The sequence below is a fragment of the Amycolatopsis sp. DG1A-15b genome (assembly GCF_030285645.1).
In the GTDB taxonomy this organism is placed as follows: Bacteria; Actinomycetota; Actinomycetes; order Mycobacteriales; family Pseudonocardiaceae; genus Amycolatopsis.
The window spans coordinates 2,286,663-2,309,096 of the sequence record NZ_CP127296.1; the positions used below are offsets into that span (position 1 = coordinate 2,286,663).

A 22,434-nucleotide genomic window follows, 5' to 3' on the forward strand; every position below is an offset into this window, starting at 1 on the left:
AGCCCGTTTGCGGTGGTTTTGGCGGCGGCCATGAACATCTTCGCCGTCGCTGCGCACACCTCCTTGGACATCACAACTAGCGATCAACATTAGGAAGGCTAAGGTTGCGTAAGGAACTTTAGCTGGAGTAATGCAGCTCGCCGGTCCTACCGTGGCGAGGTGCTGCCTCTCCTGCTGGCCGGGTTCGGAACCGGCCTCTCGCTGATCGTCGCGATCGGCTCCCAGAACGCTTTCCTGCTGCAACAGGGCCTGCGCGGCGGGGCCGTGGCGCCGCTGGTCGTCATCTGTGCCGTGTCCGATCTCGTGCTCATCGGGCTCGGGGTCAGCGGGATCGGGGCCGTGCTGGCGCAGTGGCCGACCGCCATCGGGGTCATCGCCGTCGGGGGTGGGCTGTTCCTGCTCGCCTACGGTGCGCTCGCCGCGCGGCGGGCGTTCCGGCCGTCCGTCATGACCGTCGGCGAGGACCGCACGCCGCTGCGGAAGGCCGTGCTCGCCTGCGTGGCCTTCACCTGGCTGAACCCGCACGTCTACCTCGACACGGTCCTGCTCCTCGGCTCGGTCGCGGTCGCCCACGGCGATGGCCGGTGGCTGTTCGGCCTCGGCGCCGGCGTGGCCAGCGCCGTCTGGTTCAGCGCACTGGGCTTCGGGGCACGGCGGCTGGCCGGCGTGTTCGCGAAGCCGATGGCGTGGCGCGTGCTGGACGTCGTGATCGCCGTGACGATGACCGGGCTGGGGGTGACTTTGCTGCTCGGCCGGGTCTGATCACCAGAGCCCCGCGGCCGGTGGCCGCTCCAGCTCCAGGAGGAAGGCCTTCCGCTGCACCCCGCCCGCGTAGCCCGTCAGTTTCCCGCCTTTGCCGACGACGCGGTGGCACGCCACCAGGATGCTCAGCGGGTTGCGCCCGACCGCCGCGCCGACCTCGTGCGGCAGGCCGCCGACCGCCCGGGCCAGCTCGCCGTAGGTCGCCGTGGCGCCGTACGGGATCTTGGCGATCTCGGCCCACACCGCGCGGTCGAAGCCGGGGCCGTCCGCCCGCACCGGCACGTCGAACGCCGTACGCCGGCCGGCGAAGTACTCCGCCAGCTGCCGCGCCGCATCCGGGAACGCCGCGTCGTCGCGCTCGCCGAACGTGGTGCGGTCCGGGCGGGTCCAGTGGTTCGGGAAGTACAGGCCGGTCACGACCGCGCCGTCGCCGACGACGGTCAGCGGGCCGACCGGGGAATCCACCACGGCGTGCCTCATCGGTTCTCCCAGGTGGTGCCGTCCGCGCGGGCGCCGCGCAGGCCGGGGAGCGGGAACCCCTCCAGCGCGGAAGACGCGACGGTCCGATGTGGACTCCACGACGTCGACAGCAGGAGCCGCCGGGTCATGCCGGCCCAGCTCGCCGGGGTGGCGCTGACCACCCACAGGTCGGGCTCCGGCGTCGCGAAGCGGCGGGCCTGGCGCAGCCACGACGCCGCCGTTTCGGGCCACGTCACCGTCGCCAGCACCAGGCCACCCCAGCCCGCGGCGATCTGCTCGCCCTTCGGCCGGGAGGAAGCATCCGTGCCGATCACGATGTGCCGCGCCCGGCCGAGCAACCCCAGCATCGCCTCCAGTTCGCGCGATGTCATGCCGCGTCGTGGAACACGAGGCCGAGCGTGTGGCGGCGGCCGGACCGGACCACCGAAACGCCGTGGCGCACCGGGGCCGCCGACCAGCCGCGAGCCGAGCGGACCGGCCTGTCCCGGGTGGTGAACACCAGGCCGTGGCCCTGCGGGACGAGCGTCGCCGTGCCACGCGACTGCGCCCGTGGCCGCTGCTCCACCAGGAGGAACTCGCCGCCGGTGTGGTCGGTGCCCGGCTCGTTGAGGTTGATCACCACCTGCAGCGGGAACACCTTGTCGCCGTAGAGATCGCGGTGCAGCGCGTTCCAGCCGCCCGTCTCGTAGCGCAGCAGGATCGGCGTCGGCCGCCGCTGACCCGCGCTGTGGCACACCGCCAGCCACTCGTCCAAAGTGGACGGCCATTCGGCCGGGCGCCCGAGGCGCGCGGACCAGTCCTGCGCGATGGGCAGCAGCCGCGGGTAGAGCGCCTGCCGCAACCGCTGCACCGGTTCGGGGAACGGCGAAGCGAAGTAGTGGTAGTCGCCGTTGTCCCCGAAGCGGTGACGACGCAGGTTCACCGTCGCCCGGAAATGTGACGGCTCGTCCCACAGCGCGACCAGCCGCGCGCACTCGGCCGGGGTGAGCAGCCGCGGCAGGAGCGCGCTGCCGTAGTCGTCGACCTCGGCGGCCACCGCGGCCCAGTCGGCCGCGGCGACGCGCTCCTCGAACGTCGTCACGCCGCCTCCATCGTCAGCAGGACCCGCTTGGCCTCTTCGCCGCCGGCGTACTGGCCGTACGACCCGTCGGACCGGACGACCCGGTGGCACGGCACCACCACCGGCACCGGGTTGAGCGCGCACGCGGTGCCGACCGCGCGGACCGCCTTCGGACTGCCCGCCGCCGCCGCGACCTGCGCGTAGCTTTCCGTGTTGCCGTAGGCGATCTCGGCCAGGTGATCCAGCACGGCCCGGCGGAACCCCCGCACCAGCCGCAGGTCCAGCGGGACGTCGAACGCGTGCCGCTCGCCGGCGAAGTACTCCTCGAGCTGGCGGGTGACCTCCTCGAACCGGGACGGGGCCCGGAGGATCCGCGGGCTGATGACCGCCGCCAGCTCGGCCAGCACGCCGTCGTGGTCCTGGCGGTCGAAGGCCACCTTCACCAGGCCCTGCTCGGTCGCCGCCAGCAGCAGCGGCCCCACCGGGGAGTCGACGATGTGGTAGGCGACGTCCAGCAGTCCCTGGCGGTCGGCGTCGGCGACGAGCCGCTCGTGCATCACCCTCGAGTCGAGCAGGACCTCGTTCGTGAAGAACTGGAACATGTCCGTCATGAGTGCGCTCCTTCCAGGGGGTAGCAGGCTCGCAGCGCTTTGACGCCGTCGGCGGCCGCCCGGCGGGCGGCCTCGGCGGTGCCTCCGGTGATCTCCGCGATTTCGCGGTACGGCAGCCCGGCCAGGTAGTGGTAGGCCACCGCGAGGCGTTGCTTGTCCGGCAATCGCGCCAGTGCGTCCCACAGGTCGCCGTTCCACGCGTCCGCGCGGCCCGGCCGGTCCGGGACTTCCCCGACCGGGACCGGGCGGCGCGCCTGCGCGCGGGTGACGTCGACGGCCTTGCGGTGCGCGATCGTGACGAGCCACGCTTGGACGTTCGCGTCGGCGGGCAGCGCCGGGTACGCCTTCAACGCGGCCAGGAAGGTTTCCGACCAGGCGTCTTCGGCGTCGGCGGACCCGAGCACGGCCCGGCAGACCCGCAGGACCATCGGCCCGTGCTCGGCCACGACTTGCTCGAACGGTTTCACGATCACACCAGGTAGACGTCCGGGAGCGCCGGAACGTGAGGTCAAGGTTCCGCGGTGCCGGTCACGACGGTCGCGCCCCGCTCGTCGCAGGAGCGCACGCGGGGCGACAATCCCGCCCCCGCAAGGATTTCCGCGAGCACCGGCGCCTGACGCTCACTCGATTCGATCAGCAGGGTCCCGCCAGGAGCGAGCCAGCCCGGCGCGCCCGCGGCGACGCGGCGGGCGAGATCCAGGCCGTCCGCGCCGCCGTCGAGCGCCACCAGCGGCTCGTGCAGGCGCGCTTCCGGCGGCATCGTCGCGACCGCCTCCGTCGGGACGTAGGGCACGTTCGCCAGGAGGACGTCGACCCGGCCGCGCAGGGACGACGGCAGCGCGTCGTAGAGATCGCCCTGGTGGACGTGCGCGTCCGGGAGGTTCAACCGGGCGCACTCGACCGCGGCGGCCTCGACGTCGGCGGCGTGCAGCTCACGCGGCGGGCACGCGGCGGCGAACGCGGCGCCCAGCGCCCCGGAGCCGCAGCACAGGTCGAGCACCACCGGGTCCGGGGGCGCGAGCGAGACGGCGACGTCGACCAAGAAGCCGGTGCGGTGCCGCGGCACGAACACCCCGGGCCGCACGGTGACGCGCAGGCCGTGGAACTCCGCCCAGCCCAGCAGGTGTTCCAGCGGCAGCCCGGCGACGCGGCGTTCGACGAGCGCGCCGAGTTCCGCGGGGGACGTGGCCGCGGCGACGAGGAGATCGGCCTCGTCTTCGGCGAACACGCAGCCCGCGGCGCGCAGCCGGGAGACGACAGTGGGAGTGTCCAACGGGGAGGAAGCCTACAAGACCTGCATCGCGTCACCGACGTTCAGCCCGTCGAAGAACGCCGCCGAATCGGCGTCGGTCAGGTGGACGCAGCCGTGCGAGGGCGCGTCGAGCGGCCCGGCGTGGAAGGCGATGCCGCCGGCGGCGAAGAACACCGAGTTGGGCATGTCGGTGCCGTACTCGCTGCTGCGGTGCTCGCGGTCCTTCCACACGACGTGGAACGACCCGGCGGGCGTCGCCTGGCCGGGTGGCCCGAACCCGGCCGGGACCGGGCCGCGGACCACCTGCCCGTCCCGCAGCAGCCAGGCCAGCCGCTGCGCCAGGCTCACGCACGCCCCGGTCGTGACGGCGCACGGCGGCGCGGGCGGGGGTGGGGGTGGAGGCGTCGTGGTCGTGGGAGGAGTGGCGGTCAGCGGCACCGGCTCGGCGATCGGGCTCGGCGTCGTGCCGCGCGGCGCCGAGCAGGCCGAGGTGACCAGCACCGTCCCCAGCAGGGTCACCACCCCGGTCTTGCGCATCCGTCGTCCCCTCGCCGAGCTTCCTGCCGGGGATCAGTACGGGTGAACGGCCCCGAAGGTTGAGCGCGGAGGGGTTACCCCGGCCGGGCGACGCCGAACCGCCGGAGCCGACTTTCGGACACCGCGCGGGAAACCGGTGCGTGAACCATTTGCCATGGGGGCACGCGGATCCGACGGCGATTTGCCGGACCGGCCGCGGGCCGGAAGCCGCTGCACGGCAGCGTGCTGGCCCGATCGGGCGGGAACCCGTGTTCCGGGCCCGGCGGCCGCGCTCGGTGAGTACCGTGGATCGCGGGGGGACCGGGGGAGCGGCCGGTGACCGGCCCGTCCGTGTCCGCGCCGATCGGCCGCGCGCCCGGGAGGAGAACCCATGACCACCACCACGGAACGCCCGCGTCTGCCGTTCGCGCGGCCGAACATCCTGGAAATCGCGCCGCTCTTCGAGGTGCTGCGCCGGCAGGGACCCGTGGTCGCCGTGACCACTCCGGCCGGGGATCCGGCCTGGCTGGTCACCGGGTTCGAAGAGGTCCGGACGGTCTTCACCGATCCGCGGTTCGGGCGCTCGCACCCGGCGCCGGAGGAGGCGTCGGCGCTTTCGGACGCCGCCATCCTCAGCCGGCCGCAAGGGGACCACGAGACCGAACACGCCGAGCACGCGCGGATGCTCGTGCCCGCCTTCTCCGCCAACCGGATCCGGCGGCTCGCCGGCCACGTCCGGGAACTCGCCGACGGCTGCTTCGACGCCATGGACCGGGCCCGCGCCGCCGGCGGCCCGGTCGACCTGCACGAGCACCTGTCGTTCCCGCTGCCCGTGCTGGTGATCTGCGAGCTGCTCGGCGTCCCGTACGAAGACCGTGACACCTTCCGGGTGCTGTCGGACCGGATGGGCCGGATGGACATCGGCGACGGCGCCGACGCCGCCCTCGACGAGTTCACCGCCTACATGAGCCGGCTCGCCGCCACCAAGCGGCGCGATCCCGGCCAGGACGTCGTCTCGGACCTGGTCCGCGCGCAGGCCGGTGACCCGTCGTTCGGCGACGACGACCTCGCCCGGCTCGCCGCCGGCCTGCTGTTCGCCGGCCACGAGACGACGTCCAACCGGATCGACCTCGGCGTGCTCTACCTGCTCACCGACCTCGCCCGCCGGGACGCGCTGGCCGCCGATCCCGAAGGGCGGGTGCACGGCGTCGTCGAGGAGATCCTGCGGCTGTCCGCCCCGAGCGGGCTCGGTGTCCTGCGGTACGCCCACGACGACGTCGAGCTCGGCGGCGTCACGGTCGCCCGCGGGGACGCGGTCGTGCTGTCGATCGCCGCGGCCAACCGGGACGAGAGCGTGTTCCCCGCCGCCGGGACGTTCGATCCCGACCGCAAGCCGAATGCGCACGTCGCCTTCGCCCACGGCGGCTGGTTCTGCATCGGCGCCAGCCTCGCGCGCACCGAGCTGCGGGTCGTGTTCGGATCGCTGTTCCGGCGGTTCCCGGGGCTGCGCCTGGCGGTCGGCGTCGATGAACTCCAGGTCCGGACCAACCGTGTCACCGGGGGAGTGGACCGCGTGCCGGTCCTCTGGTAGACCAACGGCGGTCGTGAGCGGAGGAAAGACGTGACGTTGTGGGACAAGCTCGGGATGGACGACAAGCTCATCAAGGTGCTGACGGAGATCCCGCCGGGTCCGGACGCCGAGGAGTTCGGCCGGGCCTACGTCACGATCCACCAGCTGGCCGTCGAGCTGGACCAGCGGTTCCCCGAGGTGCGCAAGCAGCTGGACGTGCCGCTGGGCGGCGGCGCGACCCGGCACGCCGGCCTGGTCGAGCTGATCGGCAAGGAGCTGGTGGAGAAGATCAAGCGCTACGGCGACGTCTACCCGATCGAAGCCGCGCAGCTTTCGTCGGTGCGGTTCCGCGAGGTGCGGCTGCGCGGGCCGGGCGGCCGGGACCTGGTCGGGGCGTCGAAGACCGACCTGCCGTTGATCCGCCTGCGGCCCCGGGACTGAAGGGGTGCTCGCGCCGCCGCCGGTGCGGGTCCTGGTGGCCGAGCGCGACCCGGCGGTGCGGGCCCGCCTGAGCACGATGCTCGAGGAGGCGGACGGCATCGAGCTGGTCGGCGCGGCCGCCGACGCGACGGCGGCCCGGGTCACCCTGCGCCGGCGCCTGCCGGACGTGCTGTTGCTGGACCTGCGCCTGGACTGGCCGGACCCGCTGACCCGCCGTCCGGCGGTGGTGGCCCTGGCGACGTTCGACTCGGACACGGGCATCCTGCGCGCCCTCCGCGACGGCGCGGCGGGGTTCCTGCTGCGGTCGGCCCGGCGGCGCGACCTGATCAAGGTGGTCCGCTTGGCCGCGGACGGCCACGTGGTGCTGTCCCCGGACGCCTCCCGCCGGTGGGTGGCGGCGGCGACCCGGCTGTCCGGCCCGCGCGACGAACGGCTGGCGGCGGTGGACCGGTTGTCGGCCCGGGAGACCGAGGTGCTCGCGGCGGTCGGCGCGGCCCTGACGAACGCGGAGATCGCCGAGCGGCTGGAGCTGCCGGAACCGGTGGTGCGGGAGCACGTGGCGAGGGTGGTGCGGAAGCTGGGCTGCGCGCATCGGACGGGCGCGGGATTGCTGGCGTATGAACGCGGGCTGTGCCGTCCGGGGCACGGCGGGGATTGACGAACACCGCAGGCCGGCGCCGCGGCGCGGGCTCGAGACACCCCGAGCTCGGAAGGCGCCGGTGGCGCGGACGGAAGGCCCGCGCCACCGGAACCCTCAGAAGCCCGCCAGGCCGTTCGGCACCCCGACGCCCGTCGGGGCGTCATAACCCGGGCCCGCGACGCACAGGTAGTCGCCGCCGCACTTCTTGCCCGCGCCCGCGGGGTCGTTGCTGTCCGTGGTCACGTCGGTGAACGAGCCCGCGTTCGCGTACACGGCCGCCGGTTGGGTGACGCCCGCGTGCCCCGAACGGCCGATCATGCCCGCGATGAACGGCGCCGAAGCGCTCGTGCCGCTGACCGGGAGCCAGCCGCCCGCGTCCGCGTAGTGGATCGCGATGTCCTCGGCCGCCGCGGACACGTCCGCGACCGTTCGCTTGCCGCAGTGGGTGTCCCGCTGCCACTTCGGCTTCGCGATGTACGCCGAACAGCCGCTGCCGCCGTACGTCCAGGCCTGCTCCGCCCAGCCGCGCGGGGAGTCCGGGTCGCGGGCCAGCGACGTCCCGCCGACCGCGACCGTCGAGGCCAGGACCGCCGGGTAGCTCGCCGCGGTGAAGCCGCTGTCACCGGAGGAGGCCACCACCGTCACGCCCGGGTGCTGGTAGTGACTCGCGTACGCCAGCGCCGCGCCGTTTTCGCGGGCGCCGTAGCTGTTCGACACCACCTTCGCGCCCAGCCGCACCGCCGTGTCCGCCGTCTCCGCCAGGTCGGCGAACCCGGGCGAATTGCCCTCCACGACGAGGATCCGGCACGACGGGCACGCCGCGGACACCATCGAGACGTCCAATGTGGACTCCATGGCCCAGCTGAAGTTCACCTCCGGCAGCGGCGTCGCCGCGCCCTGCTGGTTCACCTTGCGGAAGCAGCCGTTCGCCGTCGTGCACGGCGGCAGGCCGTACTGCGCCCGGTACGCGGCCAGGTCGGCCTCCAGGTTCGGGGCGTCGAAGGCGATCGAGATGCCGACGACGGTGTCCGGCCCCGCCGAGGCGGGCAGCCCGTAGGCCGACGCCAGGTCGTCGGCACCCCAGCCGGCCGGTCCGAAGGCGCGCGCCGCGCCCGGCGTGTAGGTGGTGAGGCAGCGCAGCACGCCCGGCCGTTCGGGGCACGCCGCCCGCGGCGCCGGGGCCGCGCTCGCCGCCGGCGTGAGCACGCCGGCGGCTGCCACCGCGGCGGCCAGCACTCCCAGCCATCTCCTGTTCACTGTGGACAGTCCCCTCATGACACGTAGACGTGGTAGGCGGCGGTGATCGTTTCGGCGATCGTCGCCCCGGCGGCGTCGGCCGCGGAGACGCGCAGGGAGACGTCCGTGCCCCGGAACGCCTCCGTGGTCGCGGTGAAGCCCGCGTGGAAGACGCCGTCGCCGCGGGCGGTGACGGTCGCGTCCTGCCAGGTCGTGCCGTCGGTCGAGTACTGCACGGTCGCGGCCGTCACCGGCGAACCGGTGCTCTGCTGCAGGTGCCCCACCGTGAGGTCCAGGCCCTGCGGACCGGACAGCGTGGACCCGTCCGGCCGCAGCCCGCCGACGGCGTACCCCAGCGTCAGGAGCGGTTCGACCGCGCACGCCCGGTCCGGCCCGTCCTCGCCGCGGCCGCAGTACAGCGACGGCGGCAGGGTCACGCCTTCGACGTGCTGCGACTTCCACGTCCACTCGGTGTGGGTCGCGGTGCTCTGCCGGTACATCGGCCCGGTGCGCCCGGCGTCGATCGTGAGCCCCAGCGTCGACGGGCCGGGTGCGACGTCCTGGGCGAAGGCGGCCGCGGTGGCGCCCTGCGGGGTGCCTTCGGCCAGGGTCGTGCCGTCCTGGGTGAACCGGTAGGACCCGGTGATGGTGTCCCGCGGCTCACCGGAGAAGCCGAAGCCGGTGTGGCCGGGCTGGTTGTCGCTGAACGGCGTGATCGCGACCCGCAGCAGATCGCCCGCCCGCGTCGCGCCGGGCAGCGTGTAGGCGCGGCCGTCGTTCAACGGCAGCAGCGCCACCTCGCCCGCCGGGTGCAGCGGGAAGCGGTTCCAGTCCTCGGTGACCGACGAGCCGCCCTGGTAGGTGTGGAACTGTTCGTGCTGACCGCCGGCCCAGCCGGGGAACGGCCCGGGCAGCACGTACTTCGAGAACCCGCCGAACCACGCCAGGTCCGGCCCGGCCGAGACGTACTCGGTCTGCTTCCGCGGCAGCTGGATCGGGTGCGACGGATGGCCGCTGACGTCCTCGAACGAGAACATCCCGCTGCGCTGGCGCAGGCCGAGCGAGGAGTACTCGCTGAAGTAGGTGGCGGCCACCGCGGCGACGTCCTTCGCCGTGATCACGTACCGCTGCTGCGGAATCACGCCGATGCTGGCCTTCTGCAGCACGTATTCGTACGGCGTGCCCGGTCCCGGCGGGGATACGAGCCTGCTGTACGGGTAGGTCTGCAACGCCCCCGTGCGCACCGGGGTGCTGGTGGGCGACACCGAGATCGGCACGCCGGGCCCGGCGTCGAAGTCGACGAGCAGCGCCGGGCCGGTCTTGGCGGCCCGGCGGAACAGGAAGCCGGTGTCGTCGAGCAGTGCCGGGCGCGGGGTCACCCAGGTCAGCTTGCTGGACGCCCGTTTCGCGTCGACGCGGACTCCTCCGTCCGCCTTCACCGCGAACTCCGGCTGCGCGCTGAACCGCAGTTCGGTCGGGTTGCCGTCGGCGTCGGTCGTCCAGAACACGCCGAGCGCGCTGTAGTTGCCGTCCGGCACGCTGAACTTGGCCGTGCCGCCGAAGAAGTAGTTGAAGTTCTCGTCCGGGGCGAGCGTGTCGCCGTCGTCGGTGTTGTAGAGGAACGCGATGCCGGTGTCGGCGGGCTTGCCCGCGATGTCGGTGGCGTCGACGGACACCGTCCGCATCACCGACCGCGGCTGGGCGGCCTGCCGCTTCGGCGCTCCCGCGAGGGCGTACCGGACGCCGCCGGCGAACAACCCCTGGCCGCCGAACCGGCCGCGGGCACTGTCCTCTTTGTACTGCTTCGCCAGCGCGGCGCCGAAGGTCGCGGTGTCCACCGGGGCCCGGGCGCCGGCCAGCAGCGCCTTGACGTCGAACAGGCTCAGGTCGAGCCCGCGCCCGAGGTAGGGCAGCGCGGTGCCGGGCACCTCGTAGTCCCGGCCGCCGAGCCGCAGGTGCACCAGCGCCCGCGCCATGCCCTTGTCGGCGGCCGGTTGCACCTCGAACGTGTCCCGGCCGTCCGGGGCGGTCCGGACGGTCACCCGGTCCCCGGTGGGAAGCGTGACGGTCGGCGACGGATCCGCGGCCGGCGCGGCGACCGCGGCCGGCGGGGCGAGCCCGGCCACGCCCGCCGCACCGGCGAGCAGGACCGCAAACACCGAAAATGTTCTTCGCACTGGCACCTCCGTGTGGTGATCGATCACCACTACGGACGAACCAGCCGGCCGGACCGTTGAGCCGGATCCCGATCTTCCGCGAATTACCCTGATCAGCCCAACGACCTACTTCTTCCTCGCCTGCTCGACGGCTTCCAGGAACTCCTTGACCTTGGCGAGTTTCGGGTACTCGTACTCGAAGACGTTGCCGGGCAGCTTGTCGGCGAAGAGCGGCACGTTGGTGACGACCTCCGTGGGGGCTTCCGCCTTCTCGAAGACGATCTGGCCGCGTTTCCACGTGGTCGCCGGGCGGTGCCGGATACCGGTGATCTCCGCGACCGGGAACTTGTGGTCCGCCCGGTCGGGGACGATGCCCATGGTCTTCGTGTCGATCCGGAGAGTGACGGTTCGCCCGTCGAAACGCATCGATCTGCGCCTCGCGTCCACGCGTACGGTACTCACAGTCGCCTCCCGGCGGTCAGAGCGTCCGGCAGGTGAGCGCCGGGCGGGCGTCGTCACTTCCGTTCTGCGTCAAGGCGATCAGGCCGAACGTCGTCGTCGCGTCCGCGTCGAGCTTGGCGTTCCAGGCGGCGTTTTCGACCGTCACCGTCGAACCATCGACCGTGAAGGTGCCGTTCCACAAGCCGCTGATGCGGTGACCGGCGGGCAGCTGCCAGCGGACGCGCCAGCCGGACAGGCCCGCGGTCCGGTCGTTGCGCACCGTCACCTGGACCTGGTAGCCGCCGGGCCAGGAGTTCGTCACCTCGTAGCGGGCCGCGCAGCCGAGGTCGGCCGGCGTCGTCGGTGCCGGGCTCGAGGTCGTCGGGACCGGGGGACCGGACGAAACCGGTGCGGCGACGGGCGTCGTGCCGCCGGGGACGAGCACCGTGCCGATCACCACGCCGAGGGCCAGCAGGACCGCGCCGGCGGCCGCCGCCAGGACGAGCCGGCGCCGCGGGCGGCGGACGCGCAGCAGCCGGGTGCCGGCCCGGGGCCGGGGCCGGGGCGGCGGCAGGGGACGGCCGCCGGTCACCGCTTCGAACAGCTCCTGGACCTCGGCCATCGACGGGCGCGCTTCGGGGTCCCGCTGCAGCATGCGGGTGAGCACCTCGGCGAGCGGCCCGCGGTGCCGGGGCGGGACGGTCTCCTCCTTCGCGATGCGCAGCAGGAGCGTGATCGCGTTGTCGTCGTTGCCGAACGGGGGAGTGCCTTCCAGCGCGCGGTAGAGCGTCGCCCCGAGGGAGAACACATCGGCCGGGAAGCCGGCTTCGTGGCCGCCGGCGACTTCGGGTGCCAGGTAGGCCGGCGTGCCCGCGATGAACCCGCCGCCGGTCACGGTGCCTTCGCCGGTGGCGCGGGAAATGCCGAAGTCGGCGATCTTGACGACACCGGACTCCCCGAGCAGGACGTTGCCGGGCGTGACATCGCGGTGGACGACCCCCTCGGCGTGGGCGGCCGCGAGCGCCGACGCGATCGGCAGGCCGATGCGCGCCACCTCCTCGGCGGGCAGGGTCTCCCGGTCCAGCAGGATCTCGGCGAGGCTGCGCGACGGCAGGTACTCCATCACGAGGTAGGGCCCGCCGGGCGCCTCGACGACGTCGTGCACCGTGATCGCGTGCGGGTGCCGCAGGCGCGCGGTCAGCCGCGCTTCGCGCAGGGCGCGCAGGCTCGCCTGCTCACCCGCGGCCGGCCCGATGGCCGCGTCGTAGTCCAGCTGCTTGACCGCGACGACCCGGTCGAGCCGCTCGTCGCGGGCACGCCAGATGACGCCCATCGATCCCTGGCCGATCCGTTCGGCCAGCCGGTAGCGCCCGGCGATCAGCTCTCCTGCGTCGGTCACGGCGACCTCCCCGGCCTTCCCCAGCGCACACGGAACACACGGATGCGGGTGGCGATCGGTTCGAGCCTAACGGCCTGCCCGCCGGTGTGCAGGCGGGCAGGCCGCGCTCAAGCGCCGGGCCGGTGCAGCTGGTCCCACGCCGGGACGTACGGGGCGAAGCGCAGCTTCATCCCGGCCTCGCCCGGCAGCTTGTCCGCCTTGCGGGCGTTGCAGCTGCGGGCCGTGCCCCCGCACGCGGCGACCGTGTTGAGCCAGTCGGTCCGGGCGCCGCCGCGGCTCAGCGGCGTCACGTGGTCGATCGTGGTGGCGCGCTGCCCGCAGTAGGCGCAGCGGTGGCCGTCACGGACCAGCACGCCGCGCCGGGACCAGCGCGGCGGCTGCGTATATCGCCACTTCATGACGACATAACGCAGTAACCGCACGATCTTCGGGCGCGGGAACAGCCCGTAGGCGAGGCCGTCCTCGGCCTCGTGGATCTCGGCGACGTGGCGGACGAGCATGCGGATCGCGTGCGGGACCGAAACGGTCTGCAGCGGCTCGTAGCCGGCGTTGAGGACCAGAACCTTCATGGCGCACCTTTTTCCTTCGCGAAAGCCGGAAACTTGTGCGCAACATCGTCGCCGAGCTGCCTGACCTGCGTCAATCGTGTTTCACCGCAGGGGATGGCTGCGGAAGAACCGCCAGATGACCGGGGTCGCGTCGATGACCGCCGGCGTCGCGGAGTCGTTGTTGGGCCGGGTGCTGGGCCAGACGTGCCCCGCTCCTTCGACGCGGTAGTGCTCGAGGGCGCAGCCGAGCCACTTCTGCGCGACGACGCCCGCCACCGGCGTCCACGACACCGGGTCCGGACGGCAACCGTCCCTTGTGGACCAGGCCGCCAGCCAGTCCGGGATCGCGGGCAGGCCCTTCGCCGGGTTGCCGGAATAGGGAATCGTCGTGTCCGCCGTGCCGTGGAAGTCGAGGACCGGCGCCGGGCGGCTCGGGTGGCAGGCGCCGCCCTGCGGGTAGAACGCGCCGGACACCGGGGCGAACGCGGCGATCCGGCCCGCCAGGCGGCAGGCCAGCACACCGGCGAACCCGCCGCCGTTGGACTTGCCGGCCGCGAAGATCCGGCCGGGGTCGACGCACAGCGTGCGCTGCAGCGCGGTCAGCAGGTCGCTGGTGAACAGGACGTCGTCCGCGGCGGCCGAATACGGCGCCCCGGTCCAGGCGGACTCGCCGTCGGTGCCGATCAGGCCCTGCGGGTAGACCGCGATCGCGTCCAGCGCCGAGAAGCCGGACAGCTCCTCCTGGTACTGCGAGGTCCGCTTGTGGCCGTGGAAGGACAGGACCAGCGGGTACGGCCGCCACGGCTGGTACCCCGCGGGCAGGTGGACGGTGTACTCGCGGTCGAGGCCGCCGGAGGTGACGTGCCGGGTGGTCGTCACCCCGGCCGGGAAGCCGGCGGGCCGGCCGCAGCCGGTGGTGCGGACGGGGTGGTCGGCGACGCCGGCCGCGGCGGCGGGCGCGGCGAAGGCGGTGGTCAGGGCACAGGCCGCGGCGAACGCGGCGGCCCACCGGGGGAAGCGTCCGGGCACTCGATCCTCCTTGATCGGCAACGGGGCGTGGCCAGCATCACACCGGGAGCCGCGAACACCCCGATTGCGTTCATAAAGTGCGCGGTCGGAACCGTCGGACCGCACTCGGTAGGATCGACCCAACGTCGGCCCTCGGACATGCGGAAAGGGATGGAAGTGACTGCCCCGATCGAGACGCTGGAGTTCCAGTCGGAAGCGCGTCAGCTGCTCCAGCTGATGATCCATTCGATTTATTCGAACAAGGACACGTTCCTGCGGGAGCTCGTGTCCAACGCCTCCGACGCCCTCGACAAGCTGCGGCTGGAGTCGTACCGCGACAAGGACCTCGAGGCGGACACGTCCGACCTGCACATCGCGATCGAGACCGATCCCGAGGCGCGCACCCTGACCGTGCGCGACAACGGCATCGGCATGACCCGCGAGGAGGTCGTCGCCCTGATCGGGACGATCGCCAAGTCCGGCACCGCCGACTTCCTGACCAAGCTCAAGGAGGCGAAGGACGCGGCGGCGTCGCAGGACCTCATCGGGCAGTTCGGCGTCGGGTTCTACGCGAGCTTCATGGTCGCGGACAAGGTCACCCTCGTGACGCGCCGCGCCGGCACCACCGAGGGCGTCCGCTGGGAGTCGACCGGCGAAGGCACGTACACGATCCAGCCGGTCGAAGACGCGCCCCAGGGCACCGCGGTCACGCTGCACCTCAAGCCCGAGGACACCGAGGACCACCTCTACGACTACACGTCCGCGGCGAAGATCCGCGAGATCGTCAAGAAGTACTCCGACTTCATCACCTGGCCCATCCGGATGAAGGGTGACGGCGAGGAGGCGGAGGCCGAGACCGTCAACTCGATGAAGGCGCTGTGGGCGCGCTCGTCGAGCGAGGTCTCCGAGGACGAGTACCACGAGTTCTACAAGCACGTCAGCCACGACTGGCAGGACCCGCTGGAGACGATCCGGCTGCAGGCCGAGGGGACGTTCGAGTACCAGGCGCTGCTGTTCCTGCCCTCGCACGCGCCGATGGACCTGTTCCTGCGCGAGCGCAAGCGCGGCGTCCAGCTCTACGTCAAGCGCGTGTTCATCATGGACGACTGCGAGTCGCTCGTCCCCGAGTACCTGCGGTTCGTCAAGGGCGTCGTCGACGCGCAGGACCTTTCGCTGAACGTGTCGCGGGAGATCCTGCAGCAGGACCGGCAGATCCAGCTGATCCGCCGTCGCCTGGTGAAGAAGGTCCTGTCGACGGTCAAGACGATGATGACCGCCGACGCCGAGAAGTACGCGACGTTCTGGCGCGAGTTCGGCCGGGCGGTCAAGGAGGGCCTGCTCGACGACTTCGAGAACCGCGAAGCCATCCTCGAAATCTCGTCCTTCGCTTCGACGCATGACACCGAGAAGCCGACTTCGCTGCGTGACTACGTCTCGCGGATGAAGGAGGGCCAGGAGCACATCTACTTCATGACCGGCGAATCGCGGTCCGCGATCGAGAACTCGCCGCACATGGAGGCGTTCCGCGCCAAGGGCTTCGAGGTGCTGGTGCTGACCGACCCGATCGACGAGATGTGGGTCGACGCGGTGCCGGGCTTCGACTCCAAGCAGTTCCGGTCCATCGCCAAGGGCCAGGTCGACCTCGAATCGGAAGAGGACAAGAAGGCCACCGAGGTCGCCCGCGAACAGCAGAACAAGGACTTCGAGAGCCTGCTGACGTGGATGGGCACGGCGCTGGGCGAGACCGTCAAGGAGGTCCGCCTGTCCTCGCGGCTGACGACGTCGCCGGCCTGCATCGTCGGGGACACGCACGACCTGACCCCGACGCTGGAGAAGATGTACCGCGCGATGGGGCAGGAGCTGCCGCCGATCAAGCGCATCCTCGAGCTCAACCCGGACCACGCGCTGGTGACCGGGCTGCGCGAGGCGCACGCCTCCCGCCCGGAGGACGACGGCCTGGCCGAGACGGCCGAGCTGCTCTACGGCATGGCCCTGCTCGCGGAGGGCGGTGAGCTGTCCGACCCGTCGCGGTTCATCAAGCTGCTGGCCGGCCGCCTGGAGAAGACCCTCTGAGCTGTGATTGAGCCCGGAACTCGCGTGACCGGGCCCGTGACTCGCGTGATTGAAGCCGGAACTCACCGGTTCCGGCTTCGATCACGCGAGATCCGGCTTTGATCACGCGAGTTCCGGCTTCCGTCACGGGGCCGCGTTCATCAGGTCCAGTGCGCTCTGCTGCCGGGCCGCGTCGGACTGGTCGAACGGGCCCGCCCACATCAGCCCGTACGCCTCCGCGCTGTCCCGGTCGTTCGCGTATGCCGCATTCGCCTGCCGCTGCAGGTAGGCCGTGTACGGGTGGTCCGGCAGGGCGGTGTTCAGCACCGCCAGGTCCCGGACGTACACGCCCTTGAACGTCGGGCCGTCGAGGCCACCGCCGCCGGCCGTCTCGCCCGGGTCGCGGAGGATCCCGCCCGGGTTCAGGGACGCGTTCGTCGTCGACGCGTTCGCCATCGACCGGGCCTTCGCCAGCAGGCCCGCGTCGCCGGTGGCGCGGTACAGCTCGGTCAGTGCCGCCAGGGGCACGCCCTGGTTGTACGTCCAGACCGGCTGGCCGTTGTTCGCGCACGTCGACATGTTCAGGCCGTCGTTGACCAGGTTCGCGCCGTTGATCATCCCGCTGCCCGAGAACCACGTCCAGCCCGCGCGGGCGCGCGCCAGGTACGCCGTGTCGCCCGGGATGCGGTTGTGCAGGGCCGCGTTCAGCTGGATGTACAGCGAGTTCGGGATGGCGTTCTTCGTCGTGCGGGTCGTGTTCCACCAGACCCCGCCACCGCAGACGCCGTCCCAGTACGCGGACATGTGGTCGGCGTCGGCGCGGGCGGTGTTCAGGTAGCGGCTGTCGCCGGTCAGGTCGTAGGCGTCCACCCACGCCAGGCCCCACCACGCGGTGTCGTCCAGGTAGTCGTTGCGGAAGCTGCCGCCCTGCGCCGACAGGTTCTTCGTGTACGTCGTGTCGATCGCGTAGCGGTAGCTGCCCATGCCGCTGATCCGGGCGTTGTCGATGACCGCGGTGAGCGCGTTGGCCGAGTTCCACCACCCGGTCGTGTCGAAGAGGCCGGTGCCGAGGTTGTACCGCTCCATCAGGGCCGTCGCGGCCGCGGTGCGGCGGTCCCACGCGTTCCAGGTCGGGCGGGCCCAGCCGGTGCAGGCGATGGTCCCCGACCCCGCGGGCTGTCCGCACGCGCGCAGGAGCCCGACACCCCGGTTCGCCCAGTCGTCGGCGTTGTACATCAGGGTTCGCCAGCCCGTCGCTCCCGACGGCGTCGCGGTGTCGCCGAGCTTGCTGCCCGAAGCCCACGTGCGCCCGGCGTCGAACGAGCGGTCCAGCCAGACGTGGTCGCCGGCGCCACCGCCGGTGATCGCCGCCCAGCCCATGTCGTCGCCGTCGTCGAGGTGCAGGGAGATCCGGCGGCCGCTCACGCCGGCCGACGGGCCTCCGCGGTCGCCTGGGGACGACGCGGGATCCCGCGCGTCGCAGTACTTGTTGCAGATCGTCGCGAGCGGCGCGGCGGCCGGCGCCGGTGCCGGCGTCGGCGTGGCCGCGAGGACGAAGGTCAGCAGGGGGATGAGGAAGTGCATCGGTCACCTTCCGCGCTGAAGGGCGATGCTCCCATTGTGCCGAGCCGATATTATTGGTCCAGTCCTTTGCCGGGACAGGTTCCGGACAGGAATTCACGCCCGCCGCGAGCTCAGCAGCAGCAGGCACAGCACTGCGATCCCGGTGACGAGCCCGGCGACCAGCAGCATCGGGTCCAGGGTCGCCGTCGTCGCCGCGGTCGCCTGCGGGACCGCGGGCGGCGGCCCGGCGGCGGGAGTGGCCGGCGCGGCGGGGGCGGCGGCCGCCGCGGACGTGGTGGGCGGAGGCGTGGTGGCCACCGGCACGGCCGCGGCCGCGGTCGGCGCCGGGCTGGTCTTCGGCGTGGTCCTCGGGACCGTGCTCGGCGGTGCGGTCGTGGGCGCCGGCAGCACTGTCACCGAGGCCCGCATGTCGGGGTGCACCGAGCAGTAGTACTGGTAGGTGCCCGCCTGCCGGAACGTGTAGCTCCAGCTCTGCCCGGCCGAAAGCTGCGGGCTGCGGAACGCGACCGGCGCGCTCGTCGTGACGACGTCGTGCGGGGCTTCGTCGTGCTGCATCCAGGTGACCGTGTCGCCGACCCGGACGGTCAGCGCGGCGGGGGAGAAGGCGTAGCCCTGCATCATGACCTGCTGCGTCGCCGCGGCGGCCGGGCTCGCGAGCGGCAGGTTCAGGAACACGAGCAGACCGGCCACGGCCAGGGCGGCGCGCCTCATCGGACGAACTCGATCGCGATCTCGACGCGCAGCCGGCGCCGGGCCAGCAGCCGCCCGAACCGGCCCGCGTGCGGCGGTTTCCGGCGGGCGGGGAGGACGGTTCCGGCGGCCCAGACGACGACACCGCGGGAGTCCCGGTGCCGGACGTCGCCGCGCAGGCGCACCGCCCGTCCGGCCACGCTGCCCTCGACGACGAACGGGTCCTCGGCGACTTCGCCGGCGGTGAAGGTGAGTTCGCCGCCGCGGAACGCCCGGCGGAGGAAGGGGATCCCGGTCCGCAGCGAGCCGGGGTCGAAGGTGACCGTGAGCGCGGCGCCGGGTGTCCAGTGCCCGCCGGTCGCGGTCAAGCGACCGCGGACCCACGGCGGGCGCGGGGAAATCTCGATGACGCAGCGGTCGCGGCGCAGGGTGTAGCCGGTCCGGGGCAGGACGGCGGTGTCGGACATGAGGAGTGGCCTCCGGGGATGGGAGCGGGTGGCCCGGCCGGGAACCGGGCCACCCGTGAGGACGGCGAGCGTCAGCAGCTCGCCTGGTTCAGCATCGGCGTGAGCACGTTCTCGAGCCACACCGTGTGCGTCTTGATGTACTGGTCGAGGTTCAGCAGATCGGTCACCTGCTGGCCCAGCGACTCCTCGAGGTGTGCGCTCTTGATGTGCGCGATGATCGGCGCCAGCGTGTCGGTGGCGACCTGGCCCGCCGATCCGTCGAGCGCCGGCGCGAGCACGGTTTCGAGCCACACCGTGTGGGTCTTGAGGTACTGGTCCAGGTTGAGGATGTCCTGCACCTGCTGACCGGGTGAGGTCTCGAGGTGCGCGCTCTTGATGTGGTCGAGGATCGGCTGCAGGACCGCCTTCGGCACGCAGGAGCCGCCGCCGGCCGGGGTGGACGGTACCGGCATCGAGTGGCTCGGTGCCGAGGTCGGGGCGGACGTCGGGGCCGAGGACGGCGGGGCGCTGGTCGGGGCCGCGCCCGTCACGGTGACGGTCGCTTTCATGTCCGGGTGGATCGAGCAGTAGTACGAGTACTTGCCCGCCTTGGTGAAGGTGTGGCTGAAGGTCTGGCCGGTCTGCAGGGGCGGCGAGGTGAACTTCTCCGGCCCGTCGGTGACCACGATATTGTGCGGAGCGGTGTCGTGGTTGGTCCACGTCACCGTGTCCCCGACGTCGATCGTGAGGTCGGCCGGCGAGAACTTGTAGCCCATGGCTTCGACCGACTTGGTGGACGGCGCCGCGGCCGGGGCGGCCCCGCCCGCCTGTTCCCGGGCGAGCCCCTGGTACAGCGGGACGGCCAGGGGACCCTGCTGGGCCAGTGCGGCGAGGTCGACGTTCGCGGCCTGGCTCGGTGCGGCCTGCTCGGTCTGGTCGTCGCGCAGCGTGGCGAGGCTGACCAACGCGGTCGCCAGGGCGAGGATCGCCACGGCGACCGGCCAGTTCCGCCGTCGCCGCACCACCTCCGGCTGCTCGGGGGCGGTGGGGGTGGGGTTGTCCATCGAGGACTCCTTTCGCGGGGCCATCAGCGGCCGGGGCTGGCCGTGACGAGGAAGCTCGCCGCGAGGAGGACCACGAGCACGAGCGTGGTCTCCGCGGCGAGGGAATGGACGAAGGGGCGGACGGTGGCGGCGTCCCCGCGCAGGACGACGGCGAAGTCGAGGCGCCGGCCCACCCAGCTGCGGCTGACCTGCGCGGCCAGCAGCACGACGGCGAGCACGGCCAGCTTGACCAGCAGCGTCCGCCCGTAGGCCGTGCCGAACACGCGGCCGACGCTGCCGACGGTCTGCCACGCGAGCACGACGCCCGCGGCGACCACGACGGCGACCGACGTCATCGCCAGCTTCGAGTAGCGGGGGATCACCGAGGCGAGCTCTTCGGGGTCGCGGCGGGCCAGGACCCCGAACAGCAGCACGGCCAGGCCGCCGATCCACGCCGAGGCGCCGGCGAGGTGCGCGAAGTCCGCCAGCTGCGTCAGCCAGGGCCGGGTGCTCTCCACCGCGTGGCCGGTGAGCCCGGTCGTGCGGAGCAGCCCGAGCAGGATCGCCCCGGCGCCGACCCGCCAGGGCAACGCCGTCGCCGCGTCCCGGCCGCGTTGCAGCAGCCAGGCCAGCGCCACCCCGCCGAGCAGCCACAGCAGCGCCCTGGCGAACCAGATGCGCCCGAACTGGCTGTCCAGCGCCTGGCTGAGCAGGTCCCAGGCCAGGAAGTCGCCGGCCGGGCGCTGCGCGGCCCACGCCGCCTGCAGGCCCAGGCCGGCGAGCGTGCCGGCCAGGCCGAGGACCCAGCCGGTGATCAGCACCGAACGGGCGCCGCGGTGGCCGGCGCCGGCGGGCCAGAGCACGGCCAGGAACAGCAGCCCGCCGGCGAACAGCGTGAGACCGGCGTAGTCGACGGTGCGGGCGAGCACGTACCACGCCTTGACGGGCTCCACCGGCTCACCGTCCACTGGGGACGGTGGTGGCCGGGAGGCCGGCGGCCGGGACCATCGCGGGCTCCAGCCCGCCGTCGGCCGTGCGGCAGTAGCCGAGGACGAGTGCGCCGACCCCGGCCGGCCCGGTCACCCCGAGCCCGGTCGTGAGGGAGCCGAGCAGGGGCAGCCCACCGACGGTGTCGAGGACCTGTTGTGGCACACCGGCTTGGCACGCGGGCACGTCGGTTCCGGGCGGCGGTGGCGCCGGTGTCGTCGGCTCCGGCGAGGAGGGGGGAGGCAGGGTGCCGGGATCGGGGGACCCCGGATCCGGGACGGGAACCACGCCGATGTCGCCGGGCATCGACGGCATCGACGGCATCGACGGCACCGGGTCCGCCGGCTGGTCGCCCACGGGCATCGCGGGCAGCGGGGACACCGGACCGCCCGCGGGCAGCTGGCCGGCCGGAAGTGGTTGCGCGCCCGGGGCTTCCGGCGTGGCGGGGTGGCCGCCGTCCGCGACCACGGGTGGCGTGGCCGCGGCGGTGCCGGGACGCAGGCCGAGGCCGGAAGCGTAGCCGACGACGATCACGACCGCGCCGGCCAGGCTCGCGGCGATCACGTGGTCACGGCGCAGGGCGGGTCCTCGCACGGTTTCGTCCTCCAGAGAACGGGAATTCGCTCACGGGAAACGGCAATTCCGGAGCGGCGGGGAAAGCGGGATGTGGGAGCAATAAACCAGCCGGCGCGTTTCGCGGGGTGATCTCCACGTGAAGGCCAGGTTAAGTCGAGCGGCCCGCGGATGGCTCGGCGCGGTGAGTTGCTGGGCCGAAAGCCGGTTTTGCTGCGCTGTTCGGGTGACTGAACAGGCAAACCGTCGGAGTAGCTGCCCGATTTGCCTGATCCGGGGGTGGTGATCCGCCGCGGCGGTGAGAATTGATTAACACAGCCGTTTCATGAGCTCCCGTTGTGACACCGGATCCGCTCGCTACGGTTCCGGCATTGCTCGAATTCCCGAGAAGGCGAGAAAAACATGACTTCCCGCTGGTCTTTCCCGGTCCGGCTCGCCGCCGCGCTGGCGGCCGCCGGCGGCGTGATGCTGCTGTCCGCGCCCGCGGCGGACGCGCACAGCGTCCTGGTGTCCAGTTCGCCGGCCGCGGACGCCTCCGTCGCCGAGGGCCCGGCCGAGGCCGTGCTCGAGTTCAACGAGCCGGTGGAAAACCGGTTCACCGAACTCGCGGTGCTCGGTCCCGACGGGACTTCGCACTGGGAGGCCGGTCCGGCGTCCGTTGTGGACGCCCGGGTCTCCGCGCCGCTGCGTCCGCTCGGCCCGGCCGGGGCCTACACCATCCGGTACCGCGTCACCTCCGCCGACGGCCACCCGGTCTCCGGCACCGTCCCGTTCCGGCTCACCGTGGCGGGCCCGGCGGCGGCCGTGCCGGCCGCCGCGGTGGCAGCGCGCCCGGACGGGGACGACCCGATGCCCCTGTGGCCGTGGCTCACCGGGGGCGCCGTCCTGCTCGGCACCGGGTTCGCGGTGGCCAGGCGGCTGAGCCGCGCGGACGCTTGA

General features: G+C 72.7%; 25 protein-coding genes. 6 read left to right on the top strand and 19 right to left on the bottom strand.

Going from position 1 to position 22,434, the window contains the following annotated elements; translation table 11 throughout:
* Positions 1-159 precede the first annotated feature (159 nt).
* The gene (locus QRY02_RS10410) at positions 160-762 is read left to right on the top strand and encodes a LysE/ArgO family amino acid transporter (RefSeq protein WP_285991302.1); all 603 of its coding nucleotides are present in this window, start codon (positions 160-162) and stop codon (positions 760-762) included.
* Here the strand turns inward: QRY02_RS10410 and QRY02_RS10415 are convergent, their stop codons facing one another.
* Genes QRY02_RS10415 through QRY02_RS10445 form a run of 7 tightly spaced genes read right to left on the bottom strand, consistent with a single transcriptional unit; the run spans position 763 to position 4,702 of the window.
* A complete protein-coding gene (locus QRY02_RS10415) occupies positions 763-1,242 on the bottom strand; it encodes a methylated-DNA--[protein]-cysteine S-methyltransferase (RefSeq protein ID WP_285991303.1) in 480 nt (159 codons plus the stop codon). It lies immediately after the preceding gene.
* Positions 1,239-1,613, bottom strand: coding sequence for a hypothetical protein (locus QRY02_RS10420; protein ID WP_285991304.1), 375 nt, complete (start codon positions 1,611-1,613; stop codon positions 1,239-1,241). Before QRY02_RS10420 ends, QRY02_RS10415 begins: the two co-directional genes overlap by 4 nt.
* Complete coding sequence (locus QRY02_RS10425) at positions 1,610-2,323, bottom strand: 2OG-Fe(II) oxygenase (protein WP_285991305.1); 714 nt, start codon at positions 2,321-2,323, stop codon at positions 1,610-1,612. The genes QRY02_RS10420 and QRY02_RS10425 overlap by 4 nt, the downstream gene beginning before the upstream one ends.
* A complete protein-coding gene (locus QRY02_RS10430) occupies positions 2,320-2,913 on the bottom strand; it encodes a methylated-DNA--[protein]-cysteine S-methyltransferase (protein WP_285991306.1) in 594 nt (197 codons plus the stop codon). Before QRY02_RS10430 ends, QRY02_RS10425 begins: the two co-directional genes overlap by 4 nt.
* Entirely contained in the window at positions 2,910-3,386 is a 477-nt protein-coding gene (locus tag QRY02_RS10435) for an RNA polymerase sigma factor (RefSeq protein ID WP_285991307.1), read from the bottom strand. The genes QRY02_RS10430 and QRY02_RS10435 overlap by 4 nt, the downstream gene beginning before the upstream one ends.
* A 35-nt stretch (positions 3,387-3,421) precedes the next feature.
* Positions 3,422-4,186: a putative protein N(5)-glutamine methyltransferase gene (locus QRY02_RS10440; RefSeq protein WP_285991308.1), complete on the bottom strand. Its 765-nt coding sequence runs from the start codon at positions 4,184-4,186 to the stop codon at positions 3,422-3,424.
* 12 nt (positions 4,187-4,198) lie between these two features.
* Positions 4,199-4,702, bottom strand: coding sequence for a L,D-transpeptidase (locus tag QRY02_RS10445; RefSeq protein ID WP_285991309.1), 504 nt, complete (start codon positions 4,700-4,702; stop codon positions 4,199-4,201).
* A gap of 370 nt (positions 4,703-5,072) precedes the next feature.
* Here QRY02_RS10445 and QRY02_RS10450 point away from each other — a divergent pair, with 370 nt between their 5' ends.
* From QRY02_RS10450 to QRY02_RS10460, 3 genes are read left to right on the top strand one after another with little or no spacing between them, the layout of a single operon-like run.
* Positions 5,073-6,272, top strand: coding sequence for a cytochrome P450 (locus tag QRY02_RS10450; protein ID WP_285991310.1), 1,200 nt, complete (start codon positions 5,073-5,075; stop codon positions 6,270-6,272).
* A 30-nt stretch (positions 6,273-6,302) separates the two neighbouring features.
* Positions 6,303-6,692 carry a hypothetical protein gene (locus QRY02_RS10455; RefSeq protein ID WP_285991311.1) on the top strand — a complete coding sequence of 130 codons (390 nt, stop codon included), beginning with the start codon at positions 6,303-6,305 and terminating at the stop codon, positions 6,690-6,692.
* Between the two features lie 4 nt (positions 6,693-6,696).
* The gene (locus QRY02_RS10460; RefSeq protein ID WP_285991312.1) at positions 6,697-7,350 is read left to right on the top strand and encodes a response regulator transcription factor; all 654 of its coding nucleotides are present in this window, start codon (positions 6,697-6,699) and stop codon (positions 7,348-7,350) included.
* A 96-nt stretch (positions 7,351-7,446) separates the two neighbouring features.
* Here the strand turns inward: QRY02_RS10460 and QRY02_RS10465 are convergent, their stop codons facing one another.
* The 6 genes from QRY02_RS10465 to QRY02_RS10490 all read right to left on the bottom strand — a co-directional run bounded on the left by QRY02_RS10465 (position 7,447) and on the right by QRY02_RS10490 (position 14,141).
* Entirely contained in the window at positions 7,447-8,589 is a 1,143-nt protein-coding gene (locus QRY02_RS10465) for a S53 family peptidase (protein ID WP_285991313.1), read from the bottom strand.
* Between the two features lie 14 nt (positions 8,590-8,603).
* Positions 8,604-10,745 (bottom strand): hypothetical protein, encoded by a 2,142-nt coding sequence (locus tag QRY02_RS10470; protein ID WP_285991314.1) that lies wholly within the window; start codon positions 10,743-10,745, stop codon positions 8,604-8,606.
* A gap of 105 nt (positions 10,746-10,850) precedes the next feature.
* Positions 10,851-11,150, bottom strand: a complete 300-nt coding sequence (locus QRY02_RS10475; RefSeq protein WP_285991315.1) for a DUF4429 domain-containing protein — start codon at positions 11,148-11,150, stop codon at positions 10,851-10,853.
* Between the two features lie 52 nt (positions 11,151-11,202).
* The gene (locus tag QRY02_RS10480) at positions 11,203-12,564 is read right to left on the bottom strand and encodes a protein kinase domain-containing protein (protein ID WP_285991316.1); all 1,362 of its coding nucleotides are present in this window, start codon (positions 12,562-12,564) and stop codon (positions 11,203-11,205) included.
* A gap of 107 nt (positions 12,565-12,671) precedes the next feature.
* Entirely contained in the window at positions 12,672-13,133 is a 462-nt protein-coding gene (locus QRY02_RS10485; protein WP_285991317.1) for an HNH endonuclease, read from the bottom strand.
* A gap of 81 nt (positions 13,134-13,214) precedes the next feature.
* Positions 13,215-14,141, bottom strand: a complete 927-nt coding sequence (locus QRY02_RS10490; RefSeq protein ID WP_285991318.1) for a CE1 family esterase — start codon at positions 14,139-14,141, stop codon at positions 13,215-13,217.
* A gap of 156 nt (positions 14,142-14,297) precedes the next feature.
* Between QRY02_RS10490 and htpG the strand changes: the two genes are divergently transcribed.
* The gene (gene htpG, locus QRY02_RS10495) at positions 14,298-16,193 is read left to right on the top strand and encodes a molecular chaperone HtpG (protein WP_285991319.1); all 1,896 of its coding nucleotides are present in this window, start codon (positions 14,298-14,300) and stop codon (positions 16,191-16,193) included.
* A 123-nt stretch (positions 16,194-16,316) separates the two neighbouring features.
* Here the strand turns inward: htpG and QRY02_RS10500 are convergent, their stop codons facing one another.
* From QRY02_RS10500 to QRY02_RS10525, 6 genes are all read right to left on the bottom strand, one after another.
* Positions 16,317-17,756, bottom strand: coding sequence for a glycoside hydrolase family 76 protein (locus QRY02_RS10500; protein ID WP_285991320.1), 1,440 nt, complete (start codon positions 17,754-17,756; stop codon positions 16,317-16,319).
* Between the two features lie 93 nt (positions 17,757-17,849).
* The gene (locus tag QRY02_RS10505; protein ID WP_285991321.1) at positions 17,850-18,467 is read right to left on the bottom strand and encodes a cupredoxin domain-containing protein; all 618 of its coding nucleotides are present in this window, start codon (positions 18,465-18,467) and stop codon (positions 17,850-17,852) included.
* Positions 18,464-18,913, bottom strand: coding sequence for a hypothetical protein (locus tag QRY02_RS10510; protein ID WP_285991322.1), 450 nt, complete (start codon positions 18,911-18,913; stop codon positions 18,464-18,466). Before QRY02_RS10510 ends, QRY02_RS10505 begins: the two co-directional genes overlap by 4 nt.
* Positions 18,914-18,984: 71 nt before the next feature.
* Positions 18,985-19,956 carry a cupredoxin domain-containing protein gene (locus tag QRY02_RS10515; RefSeq protein WP_285991323.1) on the bottom strand — a complete coding sequence of 324 codons (972 nt, stop codon included), beginning with the start codon at positions 19,954-19,956 and terminating at the stop codon, positions 18,985-18,987.
* Between the two features lie 23 nt (positions 19,957-19,979).
* Positions 19,980-20,888, bottom strand: a complete 909-nt coding sequence (locus QRY02_RS10520) for a CopD family protein (RefSeq protein WP_285991324.1) — start codon at positions 20,886-20,888, stop codon at positions 19,980-19,982.
* A gap of 4 nt (positions 20,889-20,892) precedes the next feature.
* Complete coding sequence (locus QRY02_RS10525) at positions 20,893-21,516, bottom strand: hypothetical protein (RefSeq protein WP_285991325.1); 624 nt, start codon at positions 21,514-21,516, stop codon at positions 20,893-20,895.
* 381 nt (positions 21,517-21,897) lie between these two features.
* Between QRY02_RS10525 and QRY02_RS10530 the strand changes: the two genes are divergently transcribed.
* Entirely contained in the window at positions 21,898-22,434 is a 537-nt protein-coding gene (locus tag QRY02_RS10530; protein WP_285991326.1) for a copper resistance CopC family protein, read from the top strand.

Excerpts from the sequence above, each read along its gene's own strand:
- QRY02_RS10415 (WP_285991303.1), bottom strand. The coding sequence starts at position 1,242 with ATGAGGCACGCCGTGGTGGATTCCCCGGTCGGCCCGCTGACCGTCGTC.
- QRY02_RS10485 (WP_285991317.1), bottom strand. The coding sequence starts at position 13,133 with ATGAAGGTTCTGGTCCTCAACGCCGGCTACGAGCCGCTGCAGACCGTT.
- QRY02_RS10445 (WP_285991309.1), bottom strand. The coding sequence starts at position 4,702 with ATGCGCAAGACCGGGGTGGTGACCCTGCTGGGGACGGTGCTGGTCACC.
- QRY02_RS10510 (WP_285991322.1), bottom strand. The coding sequence starts at position 18,913 with ATGTCCGACACCGCCGTCCTGCCCCGGACCGGCTACACCCTGCGCCGC.
- QRY02_RS10500 (WP_285991320.1), bottom strand. The coding sequence starts at position 17,756 with ATGCACTTCCTCATCCCCCTGCTGACCTTCGTCCTCGCGGCCACGCCG.
- QRY02_RS10475 (WP_285991315.1), bottom strand. The coding sequence starts at position 11,150 with ATGCGTTTCGACGGGCGAACCGTCACTCTCCGGATCGACACGAAGACC.
- QRY02_RS10505 (WP_285991321.1), bottom strand. The coding sequence starts at position 18,467 with ATGAGGCGCGCCGCCCTGGCCGTGGCCGGTCTGCTCGTGTTCCTGAAC.
- QRY02_RS10430 (WP_285991306.1), bottom strand. The coding sequence starts at position 2,913 with ATGACGGACATGTTCCAGTTCTTCACGAACGAGGTCCTGCTCGACTCG.
- QRY02_RS10515 (WP_285991323.1), bottom strand. The coding sequence starts at position 19,956 with ATGGACAACCCCACCCCCACCGCCCCCGAGCAGCCGGAGGTGGTGCGG.
- QRY02_RS10420 (WP_285991304.1), bottom strand. The coding sequence starts at position 1,613 with ATGACATCGCGCGAACTGGAGGCGATGCTGGGGTTGCTCGGCCGGGCG.
- QRY02_RS10530 (WP_285991326.1), top strand. The coding sequence starts at position 21,898 with ATGACTTCCCGCTGGTCTTTCCCGGTCCGGCTCGCCGCCGCGCTGGCG.
- QRY02_RS10450 (WP_285991310.1), top strand. The coding sequence starts at position 5,073 with ATGACCACCACCACGGAACGCCCGCGTCTGCCGTTCGCGCGGCCGAAC.